At 65.2% G+C, this 23,600-nt stretch carries 19 protein-coding genes and 1 pseudogene; 14 read left to right on the top strand and 6 right to left on the bottom strand.

Translation table 11 applies throughout. The features are described from left to right. Positions 1-323: 323 nt before the first annotated feature. The gene (locus R1T44_RS02205; protein WP_216061153.1) at positions 324-2,708 is read left to right on the top strand and encodes a mechanosensitive ion channel domain-containing protein; all 2,385 of its coding nucleotides are present in this window, start codon (positions 324-326) and stop codon (positions 2,706-2,708) included. Positions 2,709-2,860: 152 nt separating this feature from the next. Here the strand turns inward: R1T44_RS02205 and R1T44_RS02200 are convergent, their stop codons facing one another. The 5 genes from R1T44_RS02200 to hemC form a co-directional block, all read right to left on the bottom strand. Continuing rightward, entirely contained in the window at positions 2,861-3,445 is a 585-nt protein-coding gene (locus tag R1T44_RS02200) for a DUF2780 domain-containing protein (protein WP_159055812.1), read from the bottom strand. Between the two features lie 519 nt (positions 3,446-3,964). Next, a complete protein-coding gene (locus R1T44_RS02195; protein WP_043333341.1) occupies positions 3,965-5,188 on the bottom strand; it encodes a heme biosynthesis HemY N-terminal domain-containing protein in 1,224 nt (407 codons plus the stop codon). Beyond that, positions 5,185-6,756, bottom strand: coding sequence for a uroporphyrinogen-III C-methyltransferase (locus tag R1T44_RS02190; RefSeq protein WP_225996604.1), 1,572 nt, complete (start codon positions 6,754-6,756; stop codon positions 5,185-5,187). The genes R1T44_RS02195 and R1T44_RS02190 overlap by 4 nt, the downstream gene beginning before the upstream one ends. After that, on the bottom strand, positions 6,757-7,641 hold the full coding sequence (locus R1T44_RS02185; protein ID WP_317292491.1) for a uroporphyrinogen-III synthase: 885 nt from the start codon (positions 7,639-7,641) through the stop codon (positions 6,757-6,759). A gap of 10 nt (positions 7,642-7,651) precedes the next feature. Beyond that, the gene (gene hemC, locus R1T44_RS02180; RefSeq protein ID WP_043333340.1) at positions 7,652-8,599 is read right to left on the bottom strand and encodes a hydroxymethylbilane synthase; all 948 of its coding nucleotides are present in this window, start codon (positions 8,597-8,599) and stop codon (positions 7,652-7,654) included. A gap of 275 nt (positions 8,600-8,874) precedes the next feature. Between hemC and argH the strand changes: the two genes are divergently transcribed. From argH to R1T44_RS02145, 7 genes and pseudogenes are all read left to right on the top strand, one after another. After that, positions 8,875-10,269, top strand: coding sequence for an argininosuccinate lyase (argH, locus tag R1T44_RS02175; RefSeq protein ID WP_043333338.1), 1,395 nt, complete (start codon positions 8,875-8,877; stop codon positions 10,267-10,269). A 92-nt stretch (positions 10,270-10,361) separates the two neighbouring features. Further along, positions 10,362-10,496 (top strand): annotated as a pseudogene (gene lptM / locus R1T44_RS17515) (LPS translocon maturation chaperone LptM); the annotation flags it as partial. Positions 10,497-10,631: 135 nt separating this feature from the next. Next, the gene (lysA, locus tag R1T44_RS02165) at positions 10,632-11,903 is read left to right on the top strand and encodes a diaminopimelate decarboxylase (protein WP_317292490.1); all 1,272 of its coding nucleotides are present in this window, start codon (positions 10,632-10,634) and stop codon (positions 11,901-11,903) included. After that, on the top strand, positions 11,903-12,733 hold the full coding sequence (dapF, locus tag R1T44_RS02160) for a diaminopimelate epimerase (protein WP_303568547.1): 831 nt from the start codon (positions 11,903-11,905) through the stop codon (positions 12,731-12,733). The genes lysA and dapF overlap by 1 nt, the downstream gene beginning before the upstream one ends. An 80-nt stretch (positions 12,734-12,813) precedes the next feature. Further along, positions 12,814-13,605, top strand: coding sequence for a DUF484 family protein (locus R1T44_RS02155; protein WP_192839076.1), 792 nt, complete (start codon positions 12,814-12,816; stop codon positions 13,603-13,605). Further along, on the top strand, positions 13,602-14,681 hold the full coding sequence (locus tag R1T44_RS02150) for a tyrosine recombinase XerC (protein ID WP_317292489.1): 1,080 nt from the start codon (positions 13,602-13,604) through the stop codon (positions 14,679-14,681). The genes R1T44_RS02155 and R1T44_RS02150 overlap by 4 nt, the downstream gene beginning before the upstream one ends. After that, positions 14,678-15,397: an HAD family hydrolase gene (locus R1T44_RS02145; protein ID WP_317292488.1), complete on the top strand. Its 720-nt coding sequence runs from the start codon at positions 14,678-14,680 to the stop codon at positions 15,395-15,397. Before R1T44_RS02150 ends, R1T44_RS02145 begins: the two co-directional genes overlap by 4 nt. A gap of 757 nt (positions 15,398-16,154) precedes the next feature. Here R1T44_RS02145 and yihA read toward each other — a convergent pair. Continuing rightward, positions 16,155-16,844, bottom strand: a complete 690-nt coding sequence (gene yihA / locus R1T44_RS02140; RefSeq protein ID WP_054556430.1) for a ribosome biogenesis GTP-binding protein YihA/YsxC — start codon at positions 16,842-16,844, stop codon at positions 16,155-16,157. Positions 16,845-17,283: 439 nt separating this feature from the next. Here yihA and R1T44_RS02135 point away from each other — a divergent pair, with 439 nt between their 5' ends. The 6 genes from R1T44_RS02135 to R1T44_RS02110 all read left to right on the top strand — a co-directional run bounded on the left by R1T44_RS02135 (position 17,284) and on the right by R1T44_RS02110 (position 23,583). Then, positions 17,284-17,901, top strand: coding sequence for a c-type cytochrome (locus tag R1T44_RS02135; protein WP_394805770.1), 618 nt, complete (start codon positions 17,284-17,286; stop codon positions 17,899-17,901). A 277-nt stretch (positions 17,902-18,178) separates the two neighbouring features. Continuing rightward, positions 18,179-18,823, top strand: a complete 645-nt coding sequence (locus R1T44_RS02130; RefSeq protein ID WP_043333328.1) for a thiol:disulfide interchange protein DsbA/DsbL — start codon at positions 18,179-18,181, stop codon at positions 18,821-18,823. Beyond that, positions 18,823-19,653, top strand: coding sequence for an endonuclease/exonuclease/phosphatase family protein (locus R1T44_RS02125; RefSeq protein WP_192839072.1), 831 nt, complete (start codon positions 18,823-18,825; stop codon positions 19,651-19,653). Before R1T44_RS02130 ends, R1T44_RS02125 begins: the two co-directional genes overlap by 1 nt. Before the next feature lie 654 nt (positions 19,654-20,307). Then, positions 20,308-20,877, top strand: coding sequence for a TRAP transporter small permease subunit (locus tag R1T44_RS02120; protein WP_043333327.1), 570 nt, complete (start codon positions 20,308-20,310; stop codon positions 20,875-20,877). After that, the gene (locus R1T44_RS02115; protein ID WP_043333325.1) at positions 20,877-22,283 is read left to right on the top strand and encodes a TRAP transporter large permease; all 1,407 of its coding nucleotides are present in this window, start codon (positions 20,877-20,879) and stop codon (positions 22,281-22,283) included. Before R1T44_RS02120 ends, R1T44_RS02115 begins: the two co-directional genes overlap by 1 nt. Positions 22,284-22,536: 253 nt before the next feature. Next, a complete protein-coding gene (locus R1T44_RS02110; protein WP_317292907.1) occupies positions 22,537-23,583 on the top strand; it encodes a TRAP transporter substrate-binding protein in 1,047 nt (348 codons plus the stop codon). Positions 23,584-23,600: the final 17 nt, after the last annotated feature.

Below are 23,600 nucleotides of genomic sequence, written 5' to 3'. Positions count from 1 at the left end.
TGCGCAAGAATGTCTCTGGCGGAGTCCCCGCAGGGGTTGGGATAGCCCCAAGTGCCCCGATAACTGAAGGATGGACTCTCGCTCGGCGTGCGCGCAGGACGCGCGTGACGCCCCTTCAACATCTACCTGACAGATCCTCGCGTTATTGATGGGACGCTTGCGAGCCTCTGATGCACCTGCGGAGCCTGCTCTCACTCTCTACCCCGACGCCTCACACACTCACCGACATGGAGAAGCCATCTGTGGCGATTCCGACACCCCCGCACTCCCCTCCCGCCCTTGCTGCCTCGCGCCAACCGGACTCATGGCGACCTGCCTGGCTGATGTCCGCCCTGATGATGCTGTTGATGGTGTTGAGCCTCGGGTTCAGCAGCCTGTCCCATGCCGCCCCGGCCGAGGACGGCAGCGGCGATGGCGCGACATCCTCCTATGAGAGCCTGGCCACGCTGCTGGAAGACCCCAGTCAGCGCGAGGCCCTGATCGAAGGCCTGCGACAGCTGGACAGCAAGGCGAGTGAACAAGCCGTCGAGGTGGCGGGGGAAGACGTCACCCTGAGCGAGGACTCGCCGTCACTGTCGCGTCAGCTGGCGGCCATCAGCCAGGACCTGGTCGCGGATCTCTCCGCCACGCTGGACCGCATGCTGGGCACCCTCGATGGTCTGGCCAACGAGGACGCCGACGAGATCGACTGGAGTCGCTTCACCAGCGAGGCCGTGAGCCTCGGGCTGGTCGTCATCTCGACCATCGCGCTGTTCCTCGTGCTGCGCAGACTCGCCAAGCCGCTGTTCTCGCGCGTCAGCCAGTGGTCACTGGATGGCCAGCACCGCAGCCCGCTGCTGCGCACCCTGCTGGCGGTACTGGTCGCGGCGGTGGTGGACATCGCGGTCATCGGTCTCGCCTTCCTCGGCGGCTATCTGCTCGCCATCTTCGCCTATGGCGAACAGGGCGTGATCGGTCAGCGCGAGTCGATGTTCCTGAACGCCTATCTGGTCATCGAGCTGTTCAAGGCCCTGATGCGCATGCTGTTCTCCTCCGGCTACAAGGGGCTGCGTCTGCTGCCGATGCCGGATGAGGTGGCGCGTTACTGGAACCGCTCCCTGGCCATGCTGGCCGGCTTCATCGGCTACGGCATCCTGGTCGTGGTGCCGATGATCAACAACAACCTGGCGCCGGCCGTCGGCAGCTTCGTCAACCTGCTGATCATGGCCATCACCCTCGTCTGGGCCATCGTGGTGATCTCGCGCAATCGCATCATTCTGCGTGACCGCCTGCTCACTCAAGCCCGCGAGGCGAACAACGCGATCATCGCCGTGTGTCTGCGCATTCTGGCGCGCACCTGGCATCTGATCGCGCTGGCCTACTTCGCCACCCTGTTCATCATCTCGCAGACGACGCCTGAAGAGGCGCTGCCGTTCATGATGGGGGCGACGCTCAAGACGCTGCTCGCCATCGGCGGCGGTGCCCTGCTGTCGCGCGTGGTGACGCAGCTGATCGGCAAGCGCATCCAGATCTCCGACAAGCTGCGCGGCCAGCTGCCGCTGCTCGAGAAGCGCCTCAACTCCTACATCCCCACCGCGCTGCGCATCATGCGCGCCATCATCCTGATCGTGGTGGTCGGCATGGTGCTGAATGCCTGGCACATCGTGGCGCTCGGCGAGTGGCTGGCAACCGATGCCGGTGCCCTGCTGCTGTCGCGCATCTTCCATGTGCTGTTCATTCTCGCCTTCGCCATTGCGGTCTGGGTCGGTATCGCCAGCCTGATCGAGCACAAGCTCAATCCGGACACCGGCAAGGGCAAGCCGTCCTCGCGGGTAGAAACCCTGCTGGCGCTGTTCCGCAATGCCATCGCCATCGCGATGATCGTCTTCACCGCGATGATCGTGCTGTCCGAGATCGGCATCGACATCGCGCCGCTGCTGGCCGGTGCCGGGGTACTGGGTCTGGCGATCGGCTTCGGCGCCCAGAAGATGGTGCAGGACATCATCACCGGGGTGTTCATCCAGCTGGAGAACGCCATCAACACCGGCGATGTGGTCTCTGCCGGTGGCGTGACCGGTACTGCGGAACGCCTGACCATCCGCTCGGTGGGCATCCGCGACCTGTCCGGCACCTTCCATATCGTGCCGTTCTCGTCGGTGGATACCGTCTCCAATTACATGCGTGACTTCGCCTACCATGTCGGCGAATACGGCATCTCCTATCGCGAGAATGTCGACCACGCCATCGTGCACCTGCGTGCGGCCTTCGATGAGCTCGAGGCAGGCAGCTATGGTCCGGAGATTCTCGAACCGGTCACCATCGCCGGCGTCTCGGCCCTGGCCGACAGCTCGGTCAACATCCGCGTGATGATCAAGACCAGCCCGGGCAACCAGTGGGCCATCGGCCGCGAGTACAACAAGCTCGTGAAGCAGCACTTCGACGCCGCAGGCATCGAGATCCCGTTCCCGCACATGACCATGTACTTCGGTCAGGACAAGGACGGTGGCGCGCCGCCGGCCAACGTGCGCACCATGCAGGCGCCGTTCGTGATCGATGGTTCGGCCGCCGGTCAGCCGAAGACTCCCGAGCAGCGCGAGGCAGCCGCCAAGGTCGCCAAGCGTCGCGAGGAGAATCCGCTGACGCGTCATGCCACCGAAGACGGCGAAGTCGTGGATGCCGAGGAACAGCGCATCCGTCAGACCACCCAACCGGATGCCGACGGCGACTGATCAAGCGCCTGCACTATCCCGACACGGCATCCCGACACGGCTGCCTGCGCAGGCAGCCGTCCTGAAACGAAAACGCCCCCGAGCCAGTGGCTCGGGGGCGTTTTCATGTGCGGGCATAAAACACTGCCTCACACCTCATGCACGAGGCTGGCTCAGGAGCCGGTGCCCCACATGCTGGACAGCGAGCTCAGCAGCGTCGAGCTGACGCCTTCGCCGCCCATGTAGCTGAGCAGCACCGGCGCGAACTGGGAGACCATGCTGCTGTCCATGCCCAGCGCGGAGAAGGCGCTGTCCAGAGACGCGCTGTCATCGACATTGCCGACGGTGCTGGCCAATGCCGTGGCATTGTCGTTGCCGCTCAGGCTCGCCAGGCTGGAGAGCGTGGACAGCGAGCTGCTGCTGGTCAGGCTGGACAGCTGCGGCACGTCGGTGGACAGCTCGGAGGTCGCGCTGGTGCCAAGCTGGGACTGGGCCAGGGCCAGCATGGCAGCGGAGCCACCCAGCGCCTGAGTGGAGGACACACCCAGCTGGGAAGTCAGGCTGGACATCAGGTCGGCCGCCGGCAGGGACTGGCCTGTCTGGCTGCTCAGCATGCTGCTGGCGAGGCTCATCATGGAGCTGGACGAGCTGGAGGAGCTGGCGGCGTTGCTGGAAGAGCTGTTACCGGTAGCGGCACAACCGGCCAGTGACACGGCCAGTACAGAGGCGCCCATCAGGGCCAGGGACTTATGCAACATGCAGACTCCATCATCGCTTGGGGAAACGGACCGGACTCGGCCCGAAGATGCGCCACGTGCATGGGCGCATCCGACACGCAGAATCATCGCACGGAGGAATCGCTTCCAGCCAGCGCCACACGCTCACGCTCCGGCCGTGCAGGCCCGGACGCATCGTTGCCGGATCAGCAACGAGAAATCCGGCACCGGCCATGCCCACGCCAGCATGCACCCGCCGACATCTCACGGCGGCGTGCTGACAGGGCGAAAGTCTGGGCGAGAATGCCCACAGCGCCCGTCATGCGGGCAAAAAGAAGGGCATCCCGTCACACAGCGTGTGAACGTGGATACCCCGGAGAGAAACCTGCATCACCGGCCGACAGCGCGACCGGTGCAATTGGGCAATACCTTTCATCAAACAAGGAAACATCGTGCAAGCCGCCGAGTGTCTTGTCCGCCAGCCCTCATGACGCCTGGCATGCCCTGGTTGGCACTAGACGGCTGGCACTAGACGGTTGACTGACACTCGGCGGCCGCTCCTCAGGCGTTGTCCTTGCTCGGCTGCGGCAGGGCCGGCAGTGAGCGATCCAGCAGCTCGACGCTCTGACGGTAGTAGAGCTGACTCTTGTTGTGCTCGCCCAGGTTGGCGAACAGACGCGCGAGTTCAGCACACACCGTACCGCTCGGACGCTGGCGCTGGCTAGCCTCGAAGTACTCCTGAGCCTTGCCCCAGCTGGCGTTGCGCAGTGCCAGACGGCCCAGCGACAGCAGCAGGTCCGGATCATTCGGACGCTCCTGCAGCCACTTCTCGGCATACACCAGCTGACGCGGTGCATCCACGTCCAGCAGGCCGTAACGCAGCACCAGACGCGAATCCCAGCACTCCTTGAGGGAGTGACGCAGCAGACGCTCGGCCAGACCTTCCTGACCACCGGCGATCAGCGCCTCGGCGTAGAGCGCGACCAGATTCACGTCGGTGCGCAGGTGGTCCGGCATGTCGGCCCACAGGTTGCGCACGCGCTCGATGTCTTCCGGATTGCGCGCGGCCTGCTGGATCAGCGCCACATAGGCACGCTGTTCCAGCTCCTTCTTCTCCTCGGGGGAGATGAGGTCCTGCTTGTCGAGACGCGGCATCAGACGACGCAGACCATCCCAGTCATTGACCGCCAGATAGGCCTGCTTGAGCAGCTTGAGCACCTGCGGGTGCTCGCCCAGCTGCTTGTCGAGACGCGTCAGGGTCGCCAGTGCCTGTTCGTGCTGCTGGCGGTCCAGCATCAGCTGCGCCTGCACCAGACCCACGGCACTCTCGGAGCCCTGGGTGGACTCGTGCGCCCGCTTGAGCAGCGTATCCGCCTGCTCGAAACGTCCCTGATAGTGCGCGGCCAGGGCGGCGGACAGGTAGTTGACCAGCGGCGTGCTGGAATCTTCCGCCGAGTGGGTCAGCGACTTCTCGGCCCGCTTCCAGCGGCCTTCGGCCAGCGCCACCAGACCCCGTACGGTCTTGCGCGTGGCATTGCGGTGGCGGGTACGGCTGTTCCACACCTTGAGGCGGGAGAACGGATGCGCGAAGCGCGACAGCAGGCGCAGACCGAAGTGCAGCACCACGAAGCCCGCGAACAGCAGGATCAAGCCGAACCAGAAGGAGGTCTGGACCGAGGTATCGCCGACGCGAATCAGCCAGTAGCCCGGGAAGGCCTGCATCAGTTGCCCGAACAGGGCACCGATGGCCAGCCCGATGATGATCAGCAGTATCAGGACTCTCATGCGTTGCCCCCCCCTTGCTGGGCGCGACGCTCGATCAGCTCACGCAGCTTGCTCAGAGAGGCGGAGATGTCAGGCAGCTCCGGACGGATGGTCTTGCTCTTGAGCTCTTCCAGCTTGGCGACGGCATTCTGCACGCCATCGGTCTTGGTGTCGTAGTAGCCATTGACCAGCGTGATGGCCTTGTCGATGGCGGCCTGGTAGAGCTTCGGCTCTTCCTTGAGCAGCGCCAGCTGCGCCTGCTCCAGCACCAGACGCACGTTCTGACGCAGGTAGGATTCCTGCTCCGGCGTGATCAGGGCTTCCAGAGCCTCGTCATGACGACGCACGGTGACCAGGTCCTTCAGCTCGTTGCCGAAGCGGGCCAGCTGCTGCTGCCAACCGCCTGTCGGCGCTGCGTCGTTCTCGACCTTGGCGGCGATCTCGGCCACGTCCTGCTTGAGCGGCAGACGCGCCAGCTGTTCCTGCTCGGCGAGCAGCGCCAGATAGATACCGCTGCGGTCGACGCGCGGCACGCTGTCCAGGCTGGCCAGTTCGGACTGGATGGCCTTGCGCACCGGCAGCAGCGCCGGGTTGTTGGCTGCCGCGATGCGCGCATCGGCGTTCTCGAGCAGCGCATCGGCACCGTTCACGTCACGCTCCAGCTGCAGACGCTGGTTGGCGAGGCGCAGCAGGTACTCGGCTTCCGCGTAGTGCCAGTCACGCGCGTCGGTCTGCTGGGACTTGCTGAGCTCCTCGAGCACCTTGTTGAGGGCCTGCTCGGTGTCCTGGCTCTCACTGGACAGTCGCTTGTCGAGCTCGCTGACGCGGGATTCATTCTTCTCGAGCGTGCTCGACAGGCCATCGACCTTGCTGGAGACCTGGCCGACCTGCTGGGTCACGCTCTCGCTGACCTGCTTGTCGAGGCCCTGGGCATCCGGCAGCGCATTCAGACGCTGCCAGCCGAACCACGCCAGCACCGCGACCACGATGGCCAGCAAGATGACGAGAATCAGCGCGATGCTGCCGGCCTTGCTCTTCTTGCCCTGCGGCTCGCCGGGCGGCGGCGTACCGGGTGCCGTCGTGCCACCCAGGCCTGCACCACCCGCGCTGGCCGTCTTGCCAGCCGGCGTGGAGGGCTTGCCGGGAGTCGCCTTGCTGGAAGAGGCCTTGCCAGCACTCGGCTTGGCGGCAGACGCCTCCTTGGCGGGTTCGCTACGCTCCGGAAGCGGCGATTTTGCGCCGGAAGGCGTCGATGCGTTGTCGTCTGAAGTCTGGCTCACGGGCGTGGACTCACTGGCAGTGGAGGATGAGGTTGAAGAGGAGGAGCTGCCCTGCCCCTTGCCACGCCCACGACGATTGCGCCCACCTCGCGAGCGGCGCTCGCGCGGGGCATCAGCCGTGTCGGATGACGAGGAAGAGGACGAACGGGAGGCCTCGGCGCCAGGGCGGCCAGAGGCAGTGTCATCGGCGGAAACGCCGGAAGCGGAAGAAGCATCTGATGCGCGAGCGGCAGCATCCTTGTCGCCCGACTTGCCGGGCGTCATGCCGGCAGAGCCGTTATCTTCCTGATCGTGTTCTCGGTTGCTCATCTACGCTTGCCCTTTTCCGGATTCTTGGGAATCGATGGCCTCACGCGGACCAGGCGCAGTGGCGCCGGTCACTGCATGGCGAGTCTTGCTGATGGGGGCGCAGGCGCGAAGTACTGCCTGCGTCAGGGCCCCGGGTGAAGCGTCCTCGGCGACCGTCACGCGCTCGAAACCATGAGCGTGTGCCAGTGTAGCCAAACGGTGGCTCGACACGATTAGCGGTTGGTGCAAGGCCTGCGGCGTCACCGATGCCATCACCGTCTCGAGCAGTTCATTGCTGGTCACCACCATTGCATCATACGCGCCCGCCGCCAGACGGCCAGCCTGTTGCGGCGACAAAGCCAACGGAAGGCGTCGATAAAGTGCCAGACGCGTGACCTGAGCGCCCCGTGCCACCAGCGTCTCTTCCAGCAGCGGACGCCCGCCTTCACCGGCCACCAGCAACCAGCGCTGACCCGCAAGCGCCCTGAGCGACGGCAGCGACAGCAAGGCTTCGCTGGTGGTGCCGACCGGCGCATCGCGCTCGGCATGCTCACCGCGCGTGGCGCGCGGCGGAACACGCACCGCCACCCCCAGCCGCGAATGCAGCACTTCGGCCGTGGCCGCGCCGACGGCATAGAAGCTGACGCCTTCGGGCAGCTGTGGCCACCACTCCTCCAGCCAATCGGCCAGATAGCCGGCGGCCTGGGGCGAGATCACGATCACGCCGCGATACAGATCGACATCGATGATCGCCTGGCGCGCGGCGGGTGCCAGCGGCAAGGCCTCGAGCGCCATCAGCTTGAGGCACTCCACCTCGCAGCCGGCCTCGCTCAGCATCGCATCGAGAACCGCTCCGCGCGAGCCCGGCCGCGTCGTCAACACCTCAAGACGCGACGCCTTTGCCATCGCTGACACCTCAGCCACGAGCGTCGCCGTAGACCGCCGCCAGAATCTCGCCGGCACCCTGGGAGAGCAGGTCTTCGGCGACGGCGACGCCCAGCGCTTCCGGCGCATCGGACGGACCACGCGCTTCGGCGCGCAGGATGACCGTCCCGTCGGGGTTGCCGACCAGCGCGCGCAGCCACAGCTGGCTGCCGCCTTCCTCGAGCACGGCATAGCCGCCGATCGGCACCTGACAGCCACCTTCCAGGTGCGTGTTCATGGCGCGCTCGGCCAGCACGCAACGGCTGGAGTCTTCATGGGCCAGCGGCTCGAGCAGCGCAAGAATCTCCTCGTCCTGCAGGTTGCACTCGATGCCGAGCGCGCCCTGGCCACAGGCTGGCAGGCAGGTCTCGGCATCCATCTCGGCGGTGATGCGCGCATCCAGCTCGAGGCGCTGCAGGCCGGAAGTGGCCAGGATGATGGCGTCGAACTCGCCGGCATCCAGCTTGCCGAGACGCGTCTGAACATTGCCGCGCAGGCTCAGCACTTCCAGGTCCGGGCGTGCCGCCTTGGCCTGCAGACCACGACGCAGGCTGGAGGTGCCCAGGCGCGCGCCCTGCGGCAGGGCATCGAAGTTGGCACAGGTGTTGGACACGAAGGCGTCGGTCGGAGCATGACGCTCTAGAATCACCGCCAGTCCCAGCGACTCCGGGAAGTGCATCGGCACGTCCTTCATGGAGTGCACGGCGATATCGGCGCGACCATCGAGCATCGCCTCTTCCAGCTCCTTCACGAACAGCCCCTTGCCGCCGATCTTGGCCAGCGGGGTATCGAGAATCTTGTCACCACGCGTCGACATCGGCACCAGCTCGACGCTCAAGCCAGGATGCAGGGCCTCGAGTCGCGCCTTGACGTGTTCGGCCTGCCACAGGGCGAGCAGGCTCTTGCGGGTCGCGATACGCAGAATCTCACGGCGGGGCACGGCATTCTCCTTGCTGGCGCGCAATGCACGCCATCTGATTCGAAGTTGTTGAGCAAACATGACTGACGAACAGCGCTGCCCTCTGATGACACTTATCATAAAGCCAGTCACCTCAGGGGGAAAATCCGTGGCACGCTTTCCTGCGATCCGCCGGACTGGCCGCGGCCCCTCGCCCACGCGCAGGAGTCTGGTACACTCCAAGGTCAACGATACCGGCTGCGCGACCGTGCACCGGACGCCGAACTCTGGACACGTCACCACAATTCGAGATCCCGATGAGCGAATCTACCAATCAGTCCTGGGGCGGCCGCTTCAGCGAGCCGACCGATGCCTTCGTGGCACGTTTCACCGCCTCCGTCGATTTTGATCAGCGCATGGCGCAGCACGACATCCAGGGCTCCATCGCCCACGCCACCATGCTGGCCGGTGTCGGCGTGCTGAGCGAAGAAGAACGCGACGTCATCATCGCGGGACTGAAGGAAATCAGTGAAGAGATCGCGCGGGGCGAATTCGAGTGGTCCGTGGCACTGGAAGACGTGCACATGAACATCGAGGCACGCCTGACCGCCAAGATCGGCATCACCGGCAAGAAGCTGCATACCGGCCGTTCACGCAACGACCAGGTCGCCACCGACATCCGTCTCTACCTGCGTGACGAGATCGACGCCATCGACGCCGAACTGACGCGTCTGCGCGAAGGCATGCTGGGGCTGGCCGAGCAGGAAGCCGACACCATCATGCCGGGCTTCACTCACCTGCAGAGCGCCCAGCCGGTCACCTTCGGCCACCACCTGCTGGCCTGGCAGGAAATGGTCGCCCGCGACCAGGACCGCCTGCGTGACTGCCGCGTGCGCATGAACGTGCTGCCGCTGGGCGCCGCGGCGCTTGCCGGCACCACCTTCCCCATCGACCGTCACGTCACCAGCGAGCTGCTCGGCTTCGACCGTCCGACCGAGAACAGCCTCGATTCGGTCAGCGATCGTGACTTCGCCATCGAATTCACCAGCTTCGCCAGCCTGCTGATGATGCACCTGTCACGCATGAGCGAAGAGCTGGTGCTGTGGACCAGCGCCCAGTTCGACTTCATCGACCTGCCGGACCGCTTCTGCACCGGCTCCTCCATCATGCCGCAGAAGAAGAACCCGGACGTACCGGAGCTGGTACGCGGCAAGACCGGCCGTGTCTATGGCCACCTGATGAGCCTGCTGACCCTGATGAAGTCCCAGCCGCTGGCGTACAACAAGGACAATCAGGAAGACAAGGAGCCGCTGTTCGATACCATCGATACCGTGCGCGGCAGCCTGCGTGCCTTCGCCGACATGATTCCGGCGATCCGCGCCAAGTCCGACAACATGTACGCCTCGGCCAGCAAGGGCTTCGCCACCGCGACCGATCTGGCGGACTACCTGGTGCGCAAGGGCGTCGCCTTCCGTGATGCCCACGAGATCGTCGGCAAGTCCGTCGCCTTCGGCATCGAGCAGCAGCGCGACCTGTCCGAGATGACCCTGGCAGAGCTCCAGCAGTTCTCCGACACCATCGAGCAGGACGTCTTCGACGTGCTGACGCTGGAAGGCTCCGTCGCGGCGCGCAATCACATCGGTGGCACCGCGCCGAACCAGGTCCGCGCTGCCGTGCAGCGTGCGCGTGACGCCCTGGCCTCGCGCGCCTGATCATCCTCTTTCGGGCCTGGTCGCCACCCATGGCAACCGGGCCCGCATCGCTCTATCGCTTGCTGCCAGGAGGCCGCCCGATGCGTCATCTGATGAGCCAGTCCGCCCGTCATACCCTTCGCACCCTCGCGGCGCTGCTGCTGGGTGCTGGCCTGCTGGCCGGCTGCGGCCAGAAAGGCCCGCTCTATCTGCCGGCGGACGCCGATGCCGGTGGTCAGCGTGCCGAAGCTCCCGCGCCGGCAGCTGACGCCTCCGAGACAGAGAGCACCGCCGCTGCCGAGACTTCCGGCAGCGACGCCTGAGCCCCCTTATTCATCTCCGGCGGGTGATGCCCGCCGGCGCGACATCTTGCAGGCCGGATCATGGATCACTTCGTTTATCAGGATGGCGTGCTGCACGCCGAAGACGTCTCGCTCGCCACGCTGGCCGAGCAGTACGGCACGCCGTGCTACGTCTACAGCCGTGCCACGCTCGAGCGCCACTTCAAGGCCTATCAGGATGCGCTGGGCGATCACCCGCACCTCATCTGCTATGCCGTGAAGGCCAATTCCAACCTGGCGGTGCTCAATGTGCTGGCACGTCTGGGCGCCGGCTTCGACATCGTCTCCGCCGGTGAGCTGGAGCGCGTCATCAAGGCCGGCGGCGACCCCGCCAAGGTGGTGTTCTCCGGCGTCGCCAAGCAGGCAGGCGAGATGGAGCGTGCACTGGAGCTGGGCATCAAGTGCTTCAACGTCGAGTCGCTGCCGGAGCTTGAACGCCTCAACGCCGTCGCCGGCCGTCTCGGACGTGTCGCACCGGTGTCGCTGCGCATCAATCCCGACGTCGATGCCGGCACTCACCCGTACATCTCCACTGGCCTCAAGGCCAACAAGTTCGGCATTCCGGTCGAACAGGCGCTGGAGGTCTACGAGATCGCCAACGCCATGGAGCACGTGCAGGTGGTCGGTGCCGACTGCCATATCGGCTCCCAGCTGACCGAGCTGGCGCCCTTCCTCGATTCCCTCGAACGCCTGCTGGTCCTGCTGGATCGCCTGCGGGAACGCGGCATCGTCATCGAGCACCTCGATCTCGGCGGCGGCCTCGGTGTGCCCTACCAGAACGAGACTCCGCCGGAGCCCTTCGCCTACGCCAGCGCTCTGCTGGAGCGTCTGGCCCGCTATGAGCACGGCAGCGAGATGACGCTGCTGTTCGAACCGGGCCGCTCCATCGCCGCCAACGCCGGCGTGCTGCTGACCCGTGTCGAATACCTCAAGCCCGGTGAAGAGAAGAACTTCGCCATCATCGATGCCGGCATGAATGACCTGATCCGTCCGTCTCTGTATCAGGCTTGGCAGAACATCGTCACCGTCGACACGCGCGAGACACGCAAGTCCGCCAGCTACGATGTGGTCGGTCCGGTCTGCGAGACCGGTGACTTCCTCGGCAAGGACCGCGAACTGGCCATCGCGCCGGGCGACCTGCTCGCCGTGCGCTCTTCCGGTGCCTACGGCTTCGTGATGGCCTCGAGCTACAACAGCCGCTGCCGTCCTGCCGAGGTGATGGTCGATGGCCCCGAGATGCACCTGGTGCGTCGTCGCGAGCGCCTCGAAGAACTGTGGACCGGTGAGCAACTGCTGCCGGAAGGTGATGCCTGATGCTGGTGAACTTCACCAAGATGCACGGACTGGGCAATGACTTCATGGTCATTGACCTGATCTCGCAGCGCAGTCGCCTGCGCGATGCCGATATCCGCCGTCTGGCGGACCGCAACTTCGGCATCGGCTTCGACCAGCTGCTGGTGGTCGAGCCGCCCCGCGACCCGGACATGGACTTCCGCTATCGCATCTACAATGCCGATGGCAGTGAAGTCGAGAACTGCGGCAACGGGGCGCGCTGCTTCGCGCGCTTCGTGCGTGAACAGCGCCTGACCACCAAGCGCGAGATTCGCGTCGAGACGGCCGGCGGCCCGCTGACCCTGGTCGTGGCCGAAGATGGCCGTGTACGCGTCGACATGGGGGCGCCGCGCTTCGCTCCCGCCGCGCTGCCCTTCGAGGCCGAGGCCGACCTGCCGGTGCACACCCTGGATGTCGACGGCGAGACGCTGGAAATCGGCGTCGTGTCGATGGGCAACCCCCACGCGGTGCTGCTGGTCGACAGTGTCGAACAGGCCCCGGTGCTGACGCTGGGCCCGCTGATCGAGGCGCATCCGCGCTTCGCCAAGCGCGTCAATGCCGGCTTCCTCGAGGTCGTCTCGCCGCACGAAGCGCGCCTGCGTGTCTTCGAACGCGGTGTCGGCGAGACGCTGGCCTGTGGCACCGGCGCCTGTGCGGCGGTCGCGTCCGGCATTCGCCGTGGCCTGCTGGCAAGCCCGGTCAACGTCACGCTGCCCGGCGGCACCCTGAGCATCGAATGGGCTGGCGACGGCCAGCCGGTATTCATGACCGGCCCCGCCGAGACCGTCTTCGAAGGCCGCATCATCCTGTAGATCGCCAGCCCCAGCCGAGGGACGCTGCCGGAAACATGGCCGACAGCGCCCCGCTGCCAACCGTCCGCAAGGAGTCCCACATGGCCGAGTCACCCGTGTCACGTCGCCCGCGCACGCTGGACCCGGATCGGGTCGCCGAATGGCTGGCCACGCATCCCGATTTCTTCGAGGGGCGTGAAGGGTTGCTGCAACGCATGCGGGTGCCACACCCGGAAGCGCGCGGTGGCAGCATCTCGTTGCTGGAGCGGCTGGTACATGACCTGCGCGGGCGGACCGATCAGGCAGAAGAGCGCCTCGAGGAGCTGTTGACCGCCGCACGCGACAACGAGAGTCGCTATCAGCGCCTGCGTCAGCTGGTGCTGGATCTGCTCGATGCCGAGTCCGATGATGCGCTGGCCGAAACGCTGGCCACGCGTCTCAGCGAGCTGTTCGACATCGCGGCCGTCTGTCTGTGGCAGCGCGATGCCGGTGCCTCGGCACAGCCACCGCGCCAGACGCTCGACGATGCGCGCGGCGAGCAGTTCGAGCGCCTGCTCGAGGGGCGCGCCAGCCGCTGCCTGGCCATGCCGCGCACGCGCTGGGAAGCCCTGCTGCCCGACCATCAGTGGCCACTCGGCGCCGACTGCGCAGACCTCGTCGATGCCAGCCAGGCCGATGCCACGCGCGGCTCCGCCGTCATCGTGCGCCTGACCCGTGGCGAGTGCCTGGGCTATCTGGTGGTGGCGAGTGCCGATGCCGAGCAGTTTCGTGCCGGTCTCGACACCCTGTTTCCCGAATACCTCGGCGACGTGCTGGCCCGCTGCCTGGGGCGCGATGTCCCGGGCCAGGCGCCACTGCGCTCCTCGAGCCGTGACGACCAGGCCAGCCGATGAGTCGCCTCGAGTCGGCCCACGGCGCCTCAGCGAACAGCGCCGCAGCGAACAGCGCCGAGCGTGTTGCCGCCGAGCAGGGGCTGTCCGCGACCTGTCGGGAATTTCTGGCCGAGCTTGCCCTCGACAGCAGCCACGCGACCGTCAGCGCCTACGCGCGTGATCTGCAGGCGTTGACCACCTTCATGCTGCGTCCAGCGGCGGACAGCAGCGCCGCTAGTGCAAAGGATGCGCCGCCCCTGCCGCAGGATTGGCAGGCGCTGGACGTGCCGACGCTCAGGCGTTTTCTGGGTGCCGAGCGCAGTCGTGGCCTCGCGCCACGCTCATTGGCGCGGCGGCGCGCGGCGATCAGCCGTTTCTGTGGCTGGCTGGTCGAGCAGGATGTGCTGCCACACAACCCGGCGGGGCTGGTGCAGACACCACGCCTGCCGGACCATCTGCCACGCCCGGTGGATATCGACAGCCTGGCGCGCTTTCTCGACTGCCCGCATGACGGCACGCCGCTGGCGATCCGCGATCAGGCGATGCTGGAACTGCTCTACGGCGCGGGCTTGCGTCTCTCGGAGCTGGTCAGCCTCGACCTCGACATGCTGGAAACCCGCCGCCTGCGCGTACGCGGCAAGGGCGACAAGCCCCGCCAGCTGTCGATCGGCTCACGCGCCCGCCAGGCGCTGGATGCCTGGCTGGTGGTGCGTGGCCAGTTCGCCGCCCGGGACGAGCCGGCACTGTTCGTCGGCCAGCAGGGGCGGCGCCTCGGCCAGCGTGGCGTGCAGCTCAGGCTGGTGACGCAGGCGAAAGAACGCGGCCTGCCCGAGCATCTGCACCCGCACCGCCTGCGCCACTCCTTCGCCAGTCATCTGCTCGAATCCAGCGGCGACCTGCGTGCCGTGCAGGAACTGTTGGGGCACGCTCACCTCTCGACCACCCAGGTCTACACGCGCCTCGACTGGCAGCAACTGGCCAGCGCCTATGATCAGGCGCACCCTCGCGCCCGCCGCCAGCGCGGATCAGCGACGGCAACGTCAGACACCGACGCCACCTCCTCTATTGATGCCCCACTCAAGGATGACACCCTGTGACGCCTGCCAACGCGCCTCGCCTGACGGCCTTGACCTTCGATCTCGATGACACCCTGTGGGCCAATCGCGCGGTGATGGAGCGCGCCGAGGCCGAGCATTACGCCTGGCTGGATGGCGAGATCGGGCATGCCAACGACTTCCCCCTCGAGGAATACACGCGTCGCCGCATGGAGCTGGGGCTGGAGCACCCGCTGCGCCGCGGTGACTTCACCTGGCTGCGGCGCGAGGCCATGCACGCCATGCTGCGCGATGCCGGGCATGATGATGAGCAGGCGGGCCATTGGTCACGCGCCGCCATCGAGCGCTTCCTGGCGCTGCGCCACGAATTGACGCCCTTCCCGGAAGCCAGCGAGCTGCTCGACTCCCTCGCCCGCGATTACCGCCTTGGTGCCATCACCAATGGCAATGTCGACCTGGCTCGCCTAGCGCTGGATCATCATTTCGAGTTCAGCATCGCCGCCGGCGAGTGGCTGGCGCCCAAGCCGGATGCGCGCCCCTTCCTCGCCGCCATGGCTCGCCTGGGCAGCCGACCCTCCACCACCCTGCATGTCGGTGACTCATGGAAGGAAGATGCCTTGCCTGCCGCGCGCCTGGGCATGCAGGCCGCCTGGATCGACGTCAAGGGCCAGGGCGCCCCGGGCCCCGTCCCGGCAGGCGTACATGTCATCTCGCATATCCGCGAACTGCCGGCGCTGATTGCACGCCTGAATGACTGAGTGACGGCTGAGGCTCAAGGTGTGGCGCGCCTGATGCGCCTGATGTGCCCGATGGCTGAGTGAATTAAAACTTGTACAAAAATGACGCCTCAACCATATTTCATGTACAAGTTTCTCAGCGTCGTCGATATTGAACCCTGTCTGGGGTTCCTGAGTCTGCGCTGGGAGATGCCTGCCACCTCGACCTCAAAAGGAGAGGCCAGCATGAGCACCCACTCACTCCCGCGCTACCATGTGTCATCTTCCTCTCCCCAGAGGCCGCCCCTGCATGGTGAAGGCGAGCAGCGTGCGCCGATCATGACGCCCTCGCGCCAGAACAGTCGCGCCCTGCTGAAAGGCATGGCCATCGTACTGGCATCCGCGTTGCTGGTCATCGTGGCGGTCTACAGTGGGCGTGCCAGCCTCGCGACGCTGCAATCCGGCGTGCAGGAGGCCCCGGCGGCCTCACCACAGGAGGCCATGCGCAGCCTGCTCGTCCCCAGCGAGGCCGTGACGATGCCGGAAGTCGTCGAGCCCGCAGCAAAGGTGCCGCATATTCTCTCGGCGCCCAGGGAGACAAGCTCTCTGACCCGCCTTGACCCCATCAGCAGCGCGCCGCGCAGCCTGTTCATGTGGTTGCCCCTGGGGAAGCGCTCAAGCGCAGAGGTGAGTGACAGCGCGCCTGTCGTAACGCAAACGGCCACCCCGAGGGGTGGCCGTTTCATCATGCAAGGTGGCGTGGTTCGAGGCTTCGCCCCAAATCGCCTTACGCCTTCAGTCAGTCGTCGAAGGGGTCCTGCGGTGCCTCATCGCCTGCCATCTCTTCCACGCCGTCCATCACCGACGGGTCCGCCAGCCACTCGTCGAGCTTGGCATGCACCTGCTCGACACCAGAGTACTTCAGCGACGAGAACAGCTGCACGGTGACCAGGTCTTCCCACTCCTTGAGCGCGTGACGCACTTTCTGCAGGCTTGCCGCAGCAGGCCCGCGCTTCAGCTTGTCCGCCTTGGTCAGCAGGATATGCACCGGCATCTTGGCCTCATCGGCCCAGCCCAGCATCATCTGGTCGAATTCGGACAGCGGATGGCGCACATCCATCAGCAGCACCAGGCCCCGCAGCGACTGGCGGTTGCGCAGGTAGTTGGACAGATGGGACTGCCACTCGCGCTTCACCTTGTCCGGCACCTTGGCATAGCCATAGCCGGGCAGATCGACCAGATGGCGGCCCGTTTCACCGATGGTGAAATAGTTGATCAGCTGGGTGCGGCCGGGGGTCTTGGAGGTACGGGCCAACGCCTTCTGCGAGGTCAGCGCATTGATGGCGCTGGACTTGCCGGCATTGGAGCGGCCCGCGAAGGCCACTTCGGCACCCACGTCCGTCGGGCACTGGGCCAGAGTCGCGGCACTGATCAGGAAGCGCGCCTGACGATAATGGAGCTTGGGGGTCGAAGGAGCTGATTCGGCCATGGGAGTTCTGAATACCTGTTGAAGGCGGACGTCTCGCCCGCGCGACATCACGAGAGAGCAGAAGAAACGACCGGTGTAACGAAAAGAGTGCCGCATGCCCTGCCATCGGCGCTGCAACTTGCCGACGACAGCGGGAAGATGCACTGGATTACTGCGATGACACGACTGGCGACAGGCACGCTCACGCGCCCTGAGGGGATTCGCTATACTGCCTGCAAGGTCAGCATGGCGATCATGAGGCCTAGTGTACCACCCCGCTCTCACGGGCTGCGAGAGTGGGGTGCACTTCTCACCGCGCGCAGCACGGCGCGGGCACCGGGGAAATGACAGAGACCACCATCCACGCCGGATGATACAAGCCCCGAACGGGCCTCTTCGTGAAACAGGGACCAGTGAAATGGATGAGCTGATGAGACCAAGGCAGACCCCCGTGCGCCCCTTGCGCCTGCTGCTGGCACTTGCTGCCACGACGCTGGCCGCCACCTTGCCGACGGGGGCCGCCGCCGAGTCGCTGGTCGGCGATGCCGCGGCAGGCAAGGCCAAGGCTGCCGTCTGTGCTGCCTGTCATGGCGCCCAGGGCATCTCGCCGACGCCGGCCTTCCCCCATCTTGCTGGCCAGCAGGCCCACTACCTGCGCAAGCAGACGGCAGACATCCGGGATGGCCGCCGCTCGGTGCCGCAGATGGCCGGTATCGCCGACAACCTGAGCGATCAGGACATCGCCGATATCGCGGCCCATTACGCCGCGCAGCCCGCCAATCGCGGTCAGGCCGAGCCAGAGGCGGCCCGTGCAGGCGAGGCGCTGTATCGGGCCGGCTCGCTCGAGCGCGGCATCGCGGCCTGCACAGCCTGTCATGGCCCGCGCGGTGAAGGCATCGACTCGGCAGGTTATCCGGCGCTGGCCGGACAATTCCCCGCCTATACCGTCTCAGCACTCAAGGCCTTCCGCGACGGCAGCCGCGATAACGACCCGAACGCCATCATGAGCAGCATCGCCGCGCGCATGAGTGACAGCGACATGCAGCGGGTGGCCGAATATCTCCACGGCCTGCGCTGAGGCATCCGTTCAGCCGGGTATCGCGTATGACTGACTTGATGACGACCGGCACCAGCACGCCGTTCACGGGGCGTGTTCGAGCGACGCCTTGTACGGCGCGTGATCGAACGGCGTTCATCCAACGGTCAACCTTGTCACGCTAGGCTGGCCCGACAGTGATCCGCCGTGTCCCGCCCGGCAGTCTCGACAGCAGTGGTGGCTGACACGCATACTCGATGCATCACTAATGTTGCCGGGTATCATGCCCGGGCATGCCTCAATCCGATGGAGATGTTCCATGAAGTGGAAACCCCTACTGACTCTGGTGGCGGGCCTTGGCCTGTCAGCAAGCGTGTTCGCCGCTGAAGCTGGCAAGGACTACCAGGTACTCGACGAGCCGGTGAAGACCGACGCGCCGGCGGGCAATGTCGAAGTGGTCGAAGCGTTCTGGTATGGCTGCCCGCACTGCTACAAGCTGGAATCCAGCCTCGAGCCGTGGGTCGACGAGCTGCCGAGTGACGTGACCTTCAACCGTCTGCCGGCCACCATGGGGCAGGACTGGGTCAAGCACGCCTATGCCTTCTATGCCGCCAAGGACCTGGGCATCCTCGACGAGACCCACAAGGCCTTCTTCGATGCCATCCATCAGGACCATCAGCGTCTGACCGATCCGGATGATATCGCCAAGTTCTATAGCGACTACGGCGTCAGCGAAGAAGACGCCAAGAAGTCGCTGACCTCCTTCGGCGTGAAGAGCCAGGTCAATCAGGCCCACGCCCAGATGCGCGCCTACAAGATCATGGGCGTACCGGCACTGATCGTCGATGGCCGCTATGTCATCTCGCCGAGCACGGCAGGCTCACTGCAGAACATGCTCAAGATCACCGACGAGCTGGTCGAGCAGGTGCGTGAAGAGAAAGCCGGCAGCAAGGACGCCGCTTGATGGCAGCGGCTGCTGACCCAGTGGCCGCCAGCGCCGCGGGAGGTGCCGGACTCGACGAGACGGCACCTCCCCTGCGTCTGCTGACCTTCAACATGCAGGTCGGTATCCATACCGCGGCGTGGCATCACTACGTCACCCGCGGTTGGCAGCATGTGCTGCCACACCCGATGCGCCGCAAGCGTCTGGAGCTGATCGCCGCCGCCATCACGCCCTACGATATCGTCGGGCTGCAGGAAGTCGACGGTGGCAGTTTCCGCTCCGGCAACGTCAATCAGGTCGATTCACTGGCCGAGACGGCCGAATTCCCGCATCGCTATCAGCAGCTCAATCGCAATCTGGGCCGCCTGGCTCAGCACAGCAACGGCCTGCTGTCGCGCCTGCCGATCAGCCATCTCGAAGAGCACAGCCTGCCCGGTACCCTACCGGGACGCGGGGCCATCCATGCCCGCTTCGGCGAGGGCGAACACGCCCTGCATGTCTTCGTGACCCACCTGGCACTCGGTGCCCGTATCCAGCATCGTCAGCTGCAGTATCTCGGCGAGCTGATCGCGCCCCTCAAGCATGTCATCGTGATGGGCGACCTAAATTGCACGCTGGCCCAGCTTCGTCAGCACAAGGCGTTCAGCGAGGCACTCGACTCCCGCCCCAGCAAGGCCATCAACAGCTACCCGGCCTGGCAGCCACGCCGTGGGCTCGACCATATCCTGGTCTCCTCGACGCTGCGCTTGAGCCACCCGACCACGCTGTCGCACCTGTTCTCCGACCATCTGCCGCTTGCGGTAGAAGTCCATCTGCCAGCCGCATGCCGCAAGGCGATCGGGCTCGCCTGACGCCTGTCTCTCTTGCATAGGCATCTCTGACGCCTGCCCCTCGGATATCGATCCCCCCCGGATATCGCCCCCTCTACTGCCTGGCTCTCCCACCTGGCTTTCCTGCCTGACTCTCCCGACCCAGGCTACCCTCAGCTACGGCTTGCCGGCAGCTGTCTGCGCCATGACGCTTGCCCCTGCCCCCGCGTCTGCGGCGCATCGCTTGCCGACTGTTGGATGCGCATGACGCGATCTGCCGCGCCCTTACTTGCCCGTTTCCTTGCCTGCCTGCCGGTATTTCTTCGCCTATCTCACTGTAAGCAAAGACAAAAACCGCCTGTCAGACCAATGATCCATTTGTTGTTGCGGCGCCGCTCGCTACTCTTTGTCTGCCAATGACGTGGATTAATCGTTGACTTAGCGATGACTGATGGCATGCCGCATCCGAGCGACGTCACTTACAGGGATGAAGCGTGGAATAGCGTTGTTCAAAGCGATGCCATCACGGCTTGCTGGACACCGCGACTGACCACAACATGAGCAACATCTGAATCGGCGACCTTGCCAGCAATCGCTTGCAACACAAGCGCTTGGCAAAGACACAGCAGACGCTGTCGGCAAAGCAACAACAACACCAACAATCATCACCTGCTACCCGCAGGCCAAGGGGACTCCATGTCTGCCAATGCCTCTACCCCCGGCTGGCTCACAGGGCTCGACCGCATGACCGAGGGGCTGGGACGCTGTGTGTCCTGGCTGGTCGTCATCATGATGCTGGTCGAATTCACCATCGTGATGCTGCGCTACGCCTTCAACATCAACAGCATCCCCATGCAGGAATCCGTGATGTACATGCACGCGGCCGTCTTCCTGCTCGCCGCCAGCTACACGCTCAAGCACGACGGCCATGTGCGGGTGGATATCTTCTATCAGCGCATGTCGCACCGCGGAAAGTCGTGGGTCGATCTCGGCGGCACCCTGTTCCTGCTGTTCCCGGTGATGACCTTCATCCTGCTCTCCAGCCTCGGTTACGTGGGCGATTCCTGGGGCATCAAGGAAGCCTCACCCGAATCCGGCGGCCTGCCGGGCGTCTACCTGCTCAAGACCCTGATTCCGGCCATCGCCATCCTGATGATGCTGCAAGGCGTGGCGGAAGCCGGCCGCCATCTGCTGTTCCTGATGGGCCGCCTGCCCTCTCCGCATGCGAGCGATGACACCCCTGACCACGATGAGGAGCTGGTGTAATGCTCGAGATCATGCCACTGCTGCTGTTCGTGTGTATCTGTATCGTCTTGATGCTGGGCTATCCGGTGGCGCTGTCACTGGCCGGTACCGCGCTTGCCTTCGCCGGACTCGGCATGGGGCTGGATGCGCTGGGCATTACCCAGGGCGTATTCGATGCCAGCTTCCTGTCCGCGATGCCCAACCGCCTCTACGGCACCATGACCAACCAGACCCTGCTGGCCGTGCCATTGTTCGTGTTGATGGGCGTGCTGCTGGAGAAGTCCAAGGTCGCCGAGACGCTGCTCGACGCCATGGCGCTGATGTTCGGCTCGCTGCGTGGCGGGCTGGGGATTTCCGTGACCATCGTCGGCATGCTGCTGGCCGCCTCCACCGGTATCGTCGGCGCGACCGTCGTCACCATGGGCCTGCTGTCACTGCCGACCATGCTCAAGCGCGGTTATGACCCGTCACTGGCCACCGGCGCCATCTGTGCCACCGGCACCCTGGGGCAGATCATCCCGCCGTCCATCGCACTGGTCCTGCTGGGCGACGTGCTGTCTTCCGCCTATCAGCAGGCGCAACTGTCGATGGGTATCTGGAGCCCGAAGACCGTCTCGGTGGGTGACCTGTTCATCGGCGCACTGATTCCGGGCCTGATCCTGGTGCTCGCCTATATCGTCTACATCGCCATGGTCGCCTGGCTGAAGCCGGAGAAGGCGCCGGCCGTCGATCGTGATGCGCTGATGGAAGAGCTGGGGCATACCGGCAGCATCTTCTGGCTGCTGATGAAGGGCCTGGTGCCGCCTATCGTGCTGATCGTCTGTGTGCTCGGCTCGATTCTCGGCGGTCTCGCGACCCCGACCGAAGCCTCTGCCGTGGGTGCCTTCGGTGCGCTGATGCTGGCCCTCGCCAACCGCAAGCTGAGCCTGAAGACCCTGACGGAAGTGGTGCGCTCCACCACCAATGTCACCTCGATGGTGTTCCTGATCCTGATCGGTGCGGCGCTGTTCTCGCTGGTGTTCCGCGGCTTCGGCGGCGAAGAGGTCGTCACCGAGATCTTCGAGAACATGCCCGGCGGCGTCATCGGTGCCACCCTGGTGGTGATGCTGGTGATCTTCCTGCTCGGCTTCATCCTCGACTTCATCGAGATCACCTTCGTGGTGGTGCCGATCGTCGGCCCGGTGCTGCTGGCCATGGGCCTCGACCCGATCTGGCTGGGCATCATGATCGCCATCAACCTGCAGACTTCCTTCCTGACACCACCATTCGGGTTCGCGCTGTTCTACCTGCGCGGCGTGGCCCCCAAGGAAGTCAGCACCAAGCAGATCTACAAGGGCGTCATCCCGTTCATCCTGATCCAGCTGTGCATGCTGGGAGCACTCGCCGCCTTCCCGGGCTTGGCCACCTGGCTGCCGGCCCAGTTCTAGACGACGACTAACGGGCCAGAACCAAGAGCAGGACAAGAAACAGAACAAGGACAGAACAGCAACTGAATTGGCGGGGCCTGCCCCGCCAGCTGATGGGAGAGCCGCCAGTCGGCTCATGCAGATGCACGGGAGCCGTTCGCGGCCCACCTCTTGCCCAGCGCCGGTCGATGACCGGTGCACAACAACAATCGGGCACTTCAAGGAGCATGCCATGCAACTCAACAAACTCGCCTTCGGCATCGCCGTCGGCACCATGACCGCCATGGGCACCCTGCCGGCCGTCGCCAATGCCGCGGATACCTATACCTGGAAGATGGTCACCTCATGGCCCAAGAACTTCCCGGGGGTCGGTCAGGGGCCAGAACGCCTCGCACGCCTGGTCGATGAGATGTCCGACGGGCGTCTCAAGATCAAGGTCTACGGGGCAGGCCAGCTGGTGCCGGGCTTCGAGGTACTCGACTCGGTATCTTCCGGTACCGCGCAGATCGGTCACTCAGCCTCCTACTACTGGAAGGGCAAGGCACCGGAAGCCCAGTTCTTCGCGGCAGTGCCCTTCGGCATGACCGCGCAGGAAATGAACGCCTGGCTGCATTACGGCGGCGGTCTGGAGCTGTGGAACGAGGTCTACGACAAGTTCGGCGTCGAAGTCATGGCGGGCGGCGCCTCGGGCGTGCAGATGGGCGGCTGGTTCAACAAGGAGATCAACTCGGTCGCCGACCTCGATGGCCTGAAGATGCGTATCCCGGGTCTGGGTGGCGATGTCATGCAGCAGATGGGCGTGGCGACGGTCAGCATGCCCGGCGGCGAGATCTTCACCTCGCTGCAGTCCGGGGCCATCGATGCCACCGAGTGGATCGGCCCGTACAACGACCTGGCCTTCGGTCTCTATCAGGCTGCCAAGTATTACTACTATCCGGGCTGGCACGAGCCGACCGTCACCTTCGAGGCCATCGTCAATGACGACGCCATGGCCGAGCTGCCCAAGGACCTGCAGGCCATCCTGCGTTCCGCGGTACGTGACGTGAACCAGGACATGCTCGACGAGTACACCGCGCGCAACAACGACGCCCTCGAGACGCTGCTCAACGAGCACAAGGTCGAGCTGCGCCGCTACCCACAGGACGTGCTCGACAAGGCGCGCGAGCTGTCCGGCGAAGTGGTCAAGAAGCTCGGCGACTCCAACGATCTGGCTGGCCGCATCTACGAGTCCTACACCACCTTCGAAGGCAAGGTCGAGAAGTGGCATGAGGTCTCTGAGCAGGCCTACCTGAATGCGCGTAACCCGGAAGGCATCGAATAACGCCCTCCTTCCGCCGG

This window comes from Cobetia amphilecti (genome assembly GCF_032923285.1).
Lineage (GTDB): Bacteria > Pseudomonadota > Gammaproteobacteria > Pseudomonadales > Halomonadaceae > Cobetia > Cobetia amphilecti.
This window is presented reverse-complemented; position numbering and strand designations above follow the sequence as displayed.

Coding starts and splice junctions, on each gene's coding strand:
- R1T44_RS02185 (WP_317292491.1), bottom strand. CDS start 7,641: ATGGCAAAGGCGTCGCGTCTTGAGGTGTTGACGACGCGGCCGGGCTCG.
- yihA (WP_054556430.1), bottom strand. CDS start 16,844: ATGGCCGAATCAGCTCCTTCGACCCCCAAGCTCCATTATCGTCAGGCG.
- R1T44_RS02190 (WP_225996604.1), bottom strand. CDS start 6,756: ATGAGCAACCGAGAACACGATCAGGAAGATAACGGCTCTGCCGGCATG.
- R1T44_RS02125 (WP_192839072.1), top strand. CDS start 18,823: ATGGCAGCGGCTGCTGACCCAGTGGCCGCCAGCGCCGCGGGAGGTGCC.
- R1T44_RS02195 (WP_043333341.1), bottom strand. CDS start 5,188: ATGAGAGTCCTGATACTGCTGATCATCATCGGGCTGGCCATCGGTGCC.
- R1T44_RS02200 (WP_159055812.1), bottom strand. CDS start 3,445: ATGTTGCATAAGTCCCTGGCCCTGATGGGCGCCTCTGTACTGGCCGTG.
- R1T44_RS02115 (WP_043333325.1), top strand. CDS start 20,877: ATGCTCGAGATCATGCCACTGCTGCTGTTCGTGTGTATCTGTATCGTC.
- lysA (WP_317292490.1), top strand. CDS start 10,632: ATGGATCACTTCGTTTATCAGGATGGCGTGCTGCACGCCGAAGACGTC.
- R1T44_RS02205 (WP_216061153.1), top strand. CDS start 324: ATGTCCGCCCTGATGATGCTGTTGATGGTGTTGAGCCTCGGGTTCAGC.
- R1T44_RS02120 (WP_043333327.1), top strand. CDS start 20,308: ATGTCTGCCAATGCCTCTACCCCCGGCTGGCTCACAGGGCTCGACCGC.
- R1T44_RS02155 (WP_192839076.1), top strand. CDS start 12,814: ATGGCCGAGTCACCCGTGTCACGTCGCCCGCGCACGCTGGACCCGGAT.
- argH (WP_043333338.1), top strand. CDS start 8,875: ATGAGCGAATCTACCAATCAGTCCTGGGGCGGCCGCTTCAGCGAGCCG.
- dapF (WP_303568547.1), top strand. CDS start 11,903: ATGCTGGTGAACTTCACCAAGATGCACGGACTGGGCAATGACTTCATG.
- R1T44_RS02130 (WP_043333328.1), top strand. CDS start 18,179: ATGAAGTGGAAACCCCTACTGACTCTGGTGGCGGGCCTTGGCCTGTCA.
- R1T44_RS02110 (WP_317292907.1), top strand. CDS start 22,537: ATGACCGCCATGGGCACCCTGCCGGCCGTCGCCAATGCCGCGGATACC.
- R1T44_RS02150 (WP_317292489.1), top strand. CDS start 13,602: ATGAGTCGCCTCGAGTCGGCCCACGGCGCCTCAGCGAACAGCGCCGCA.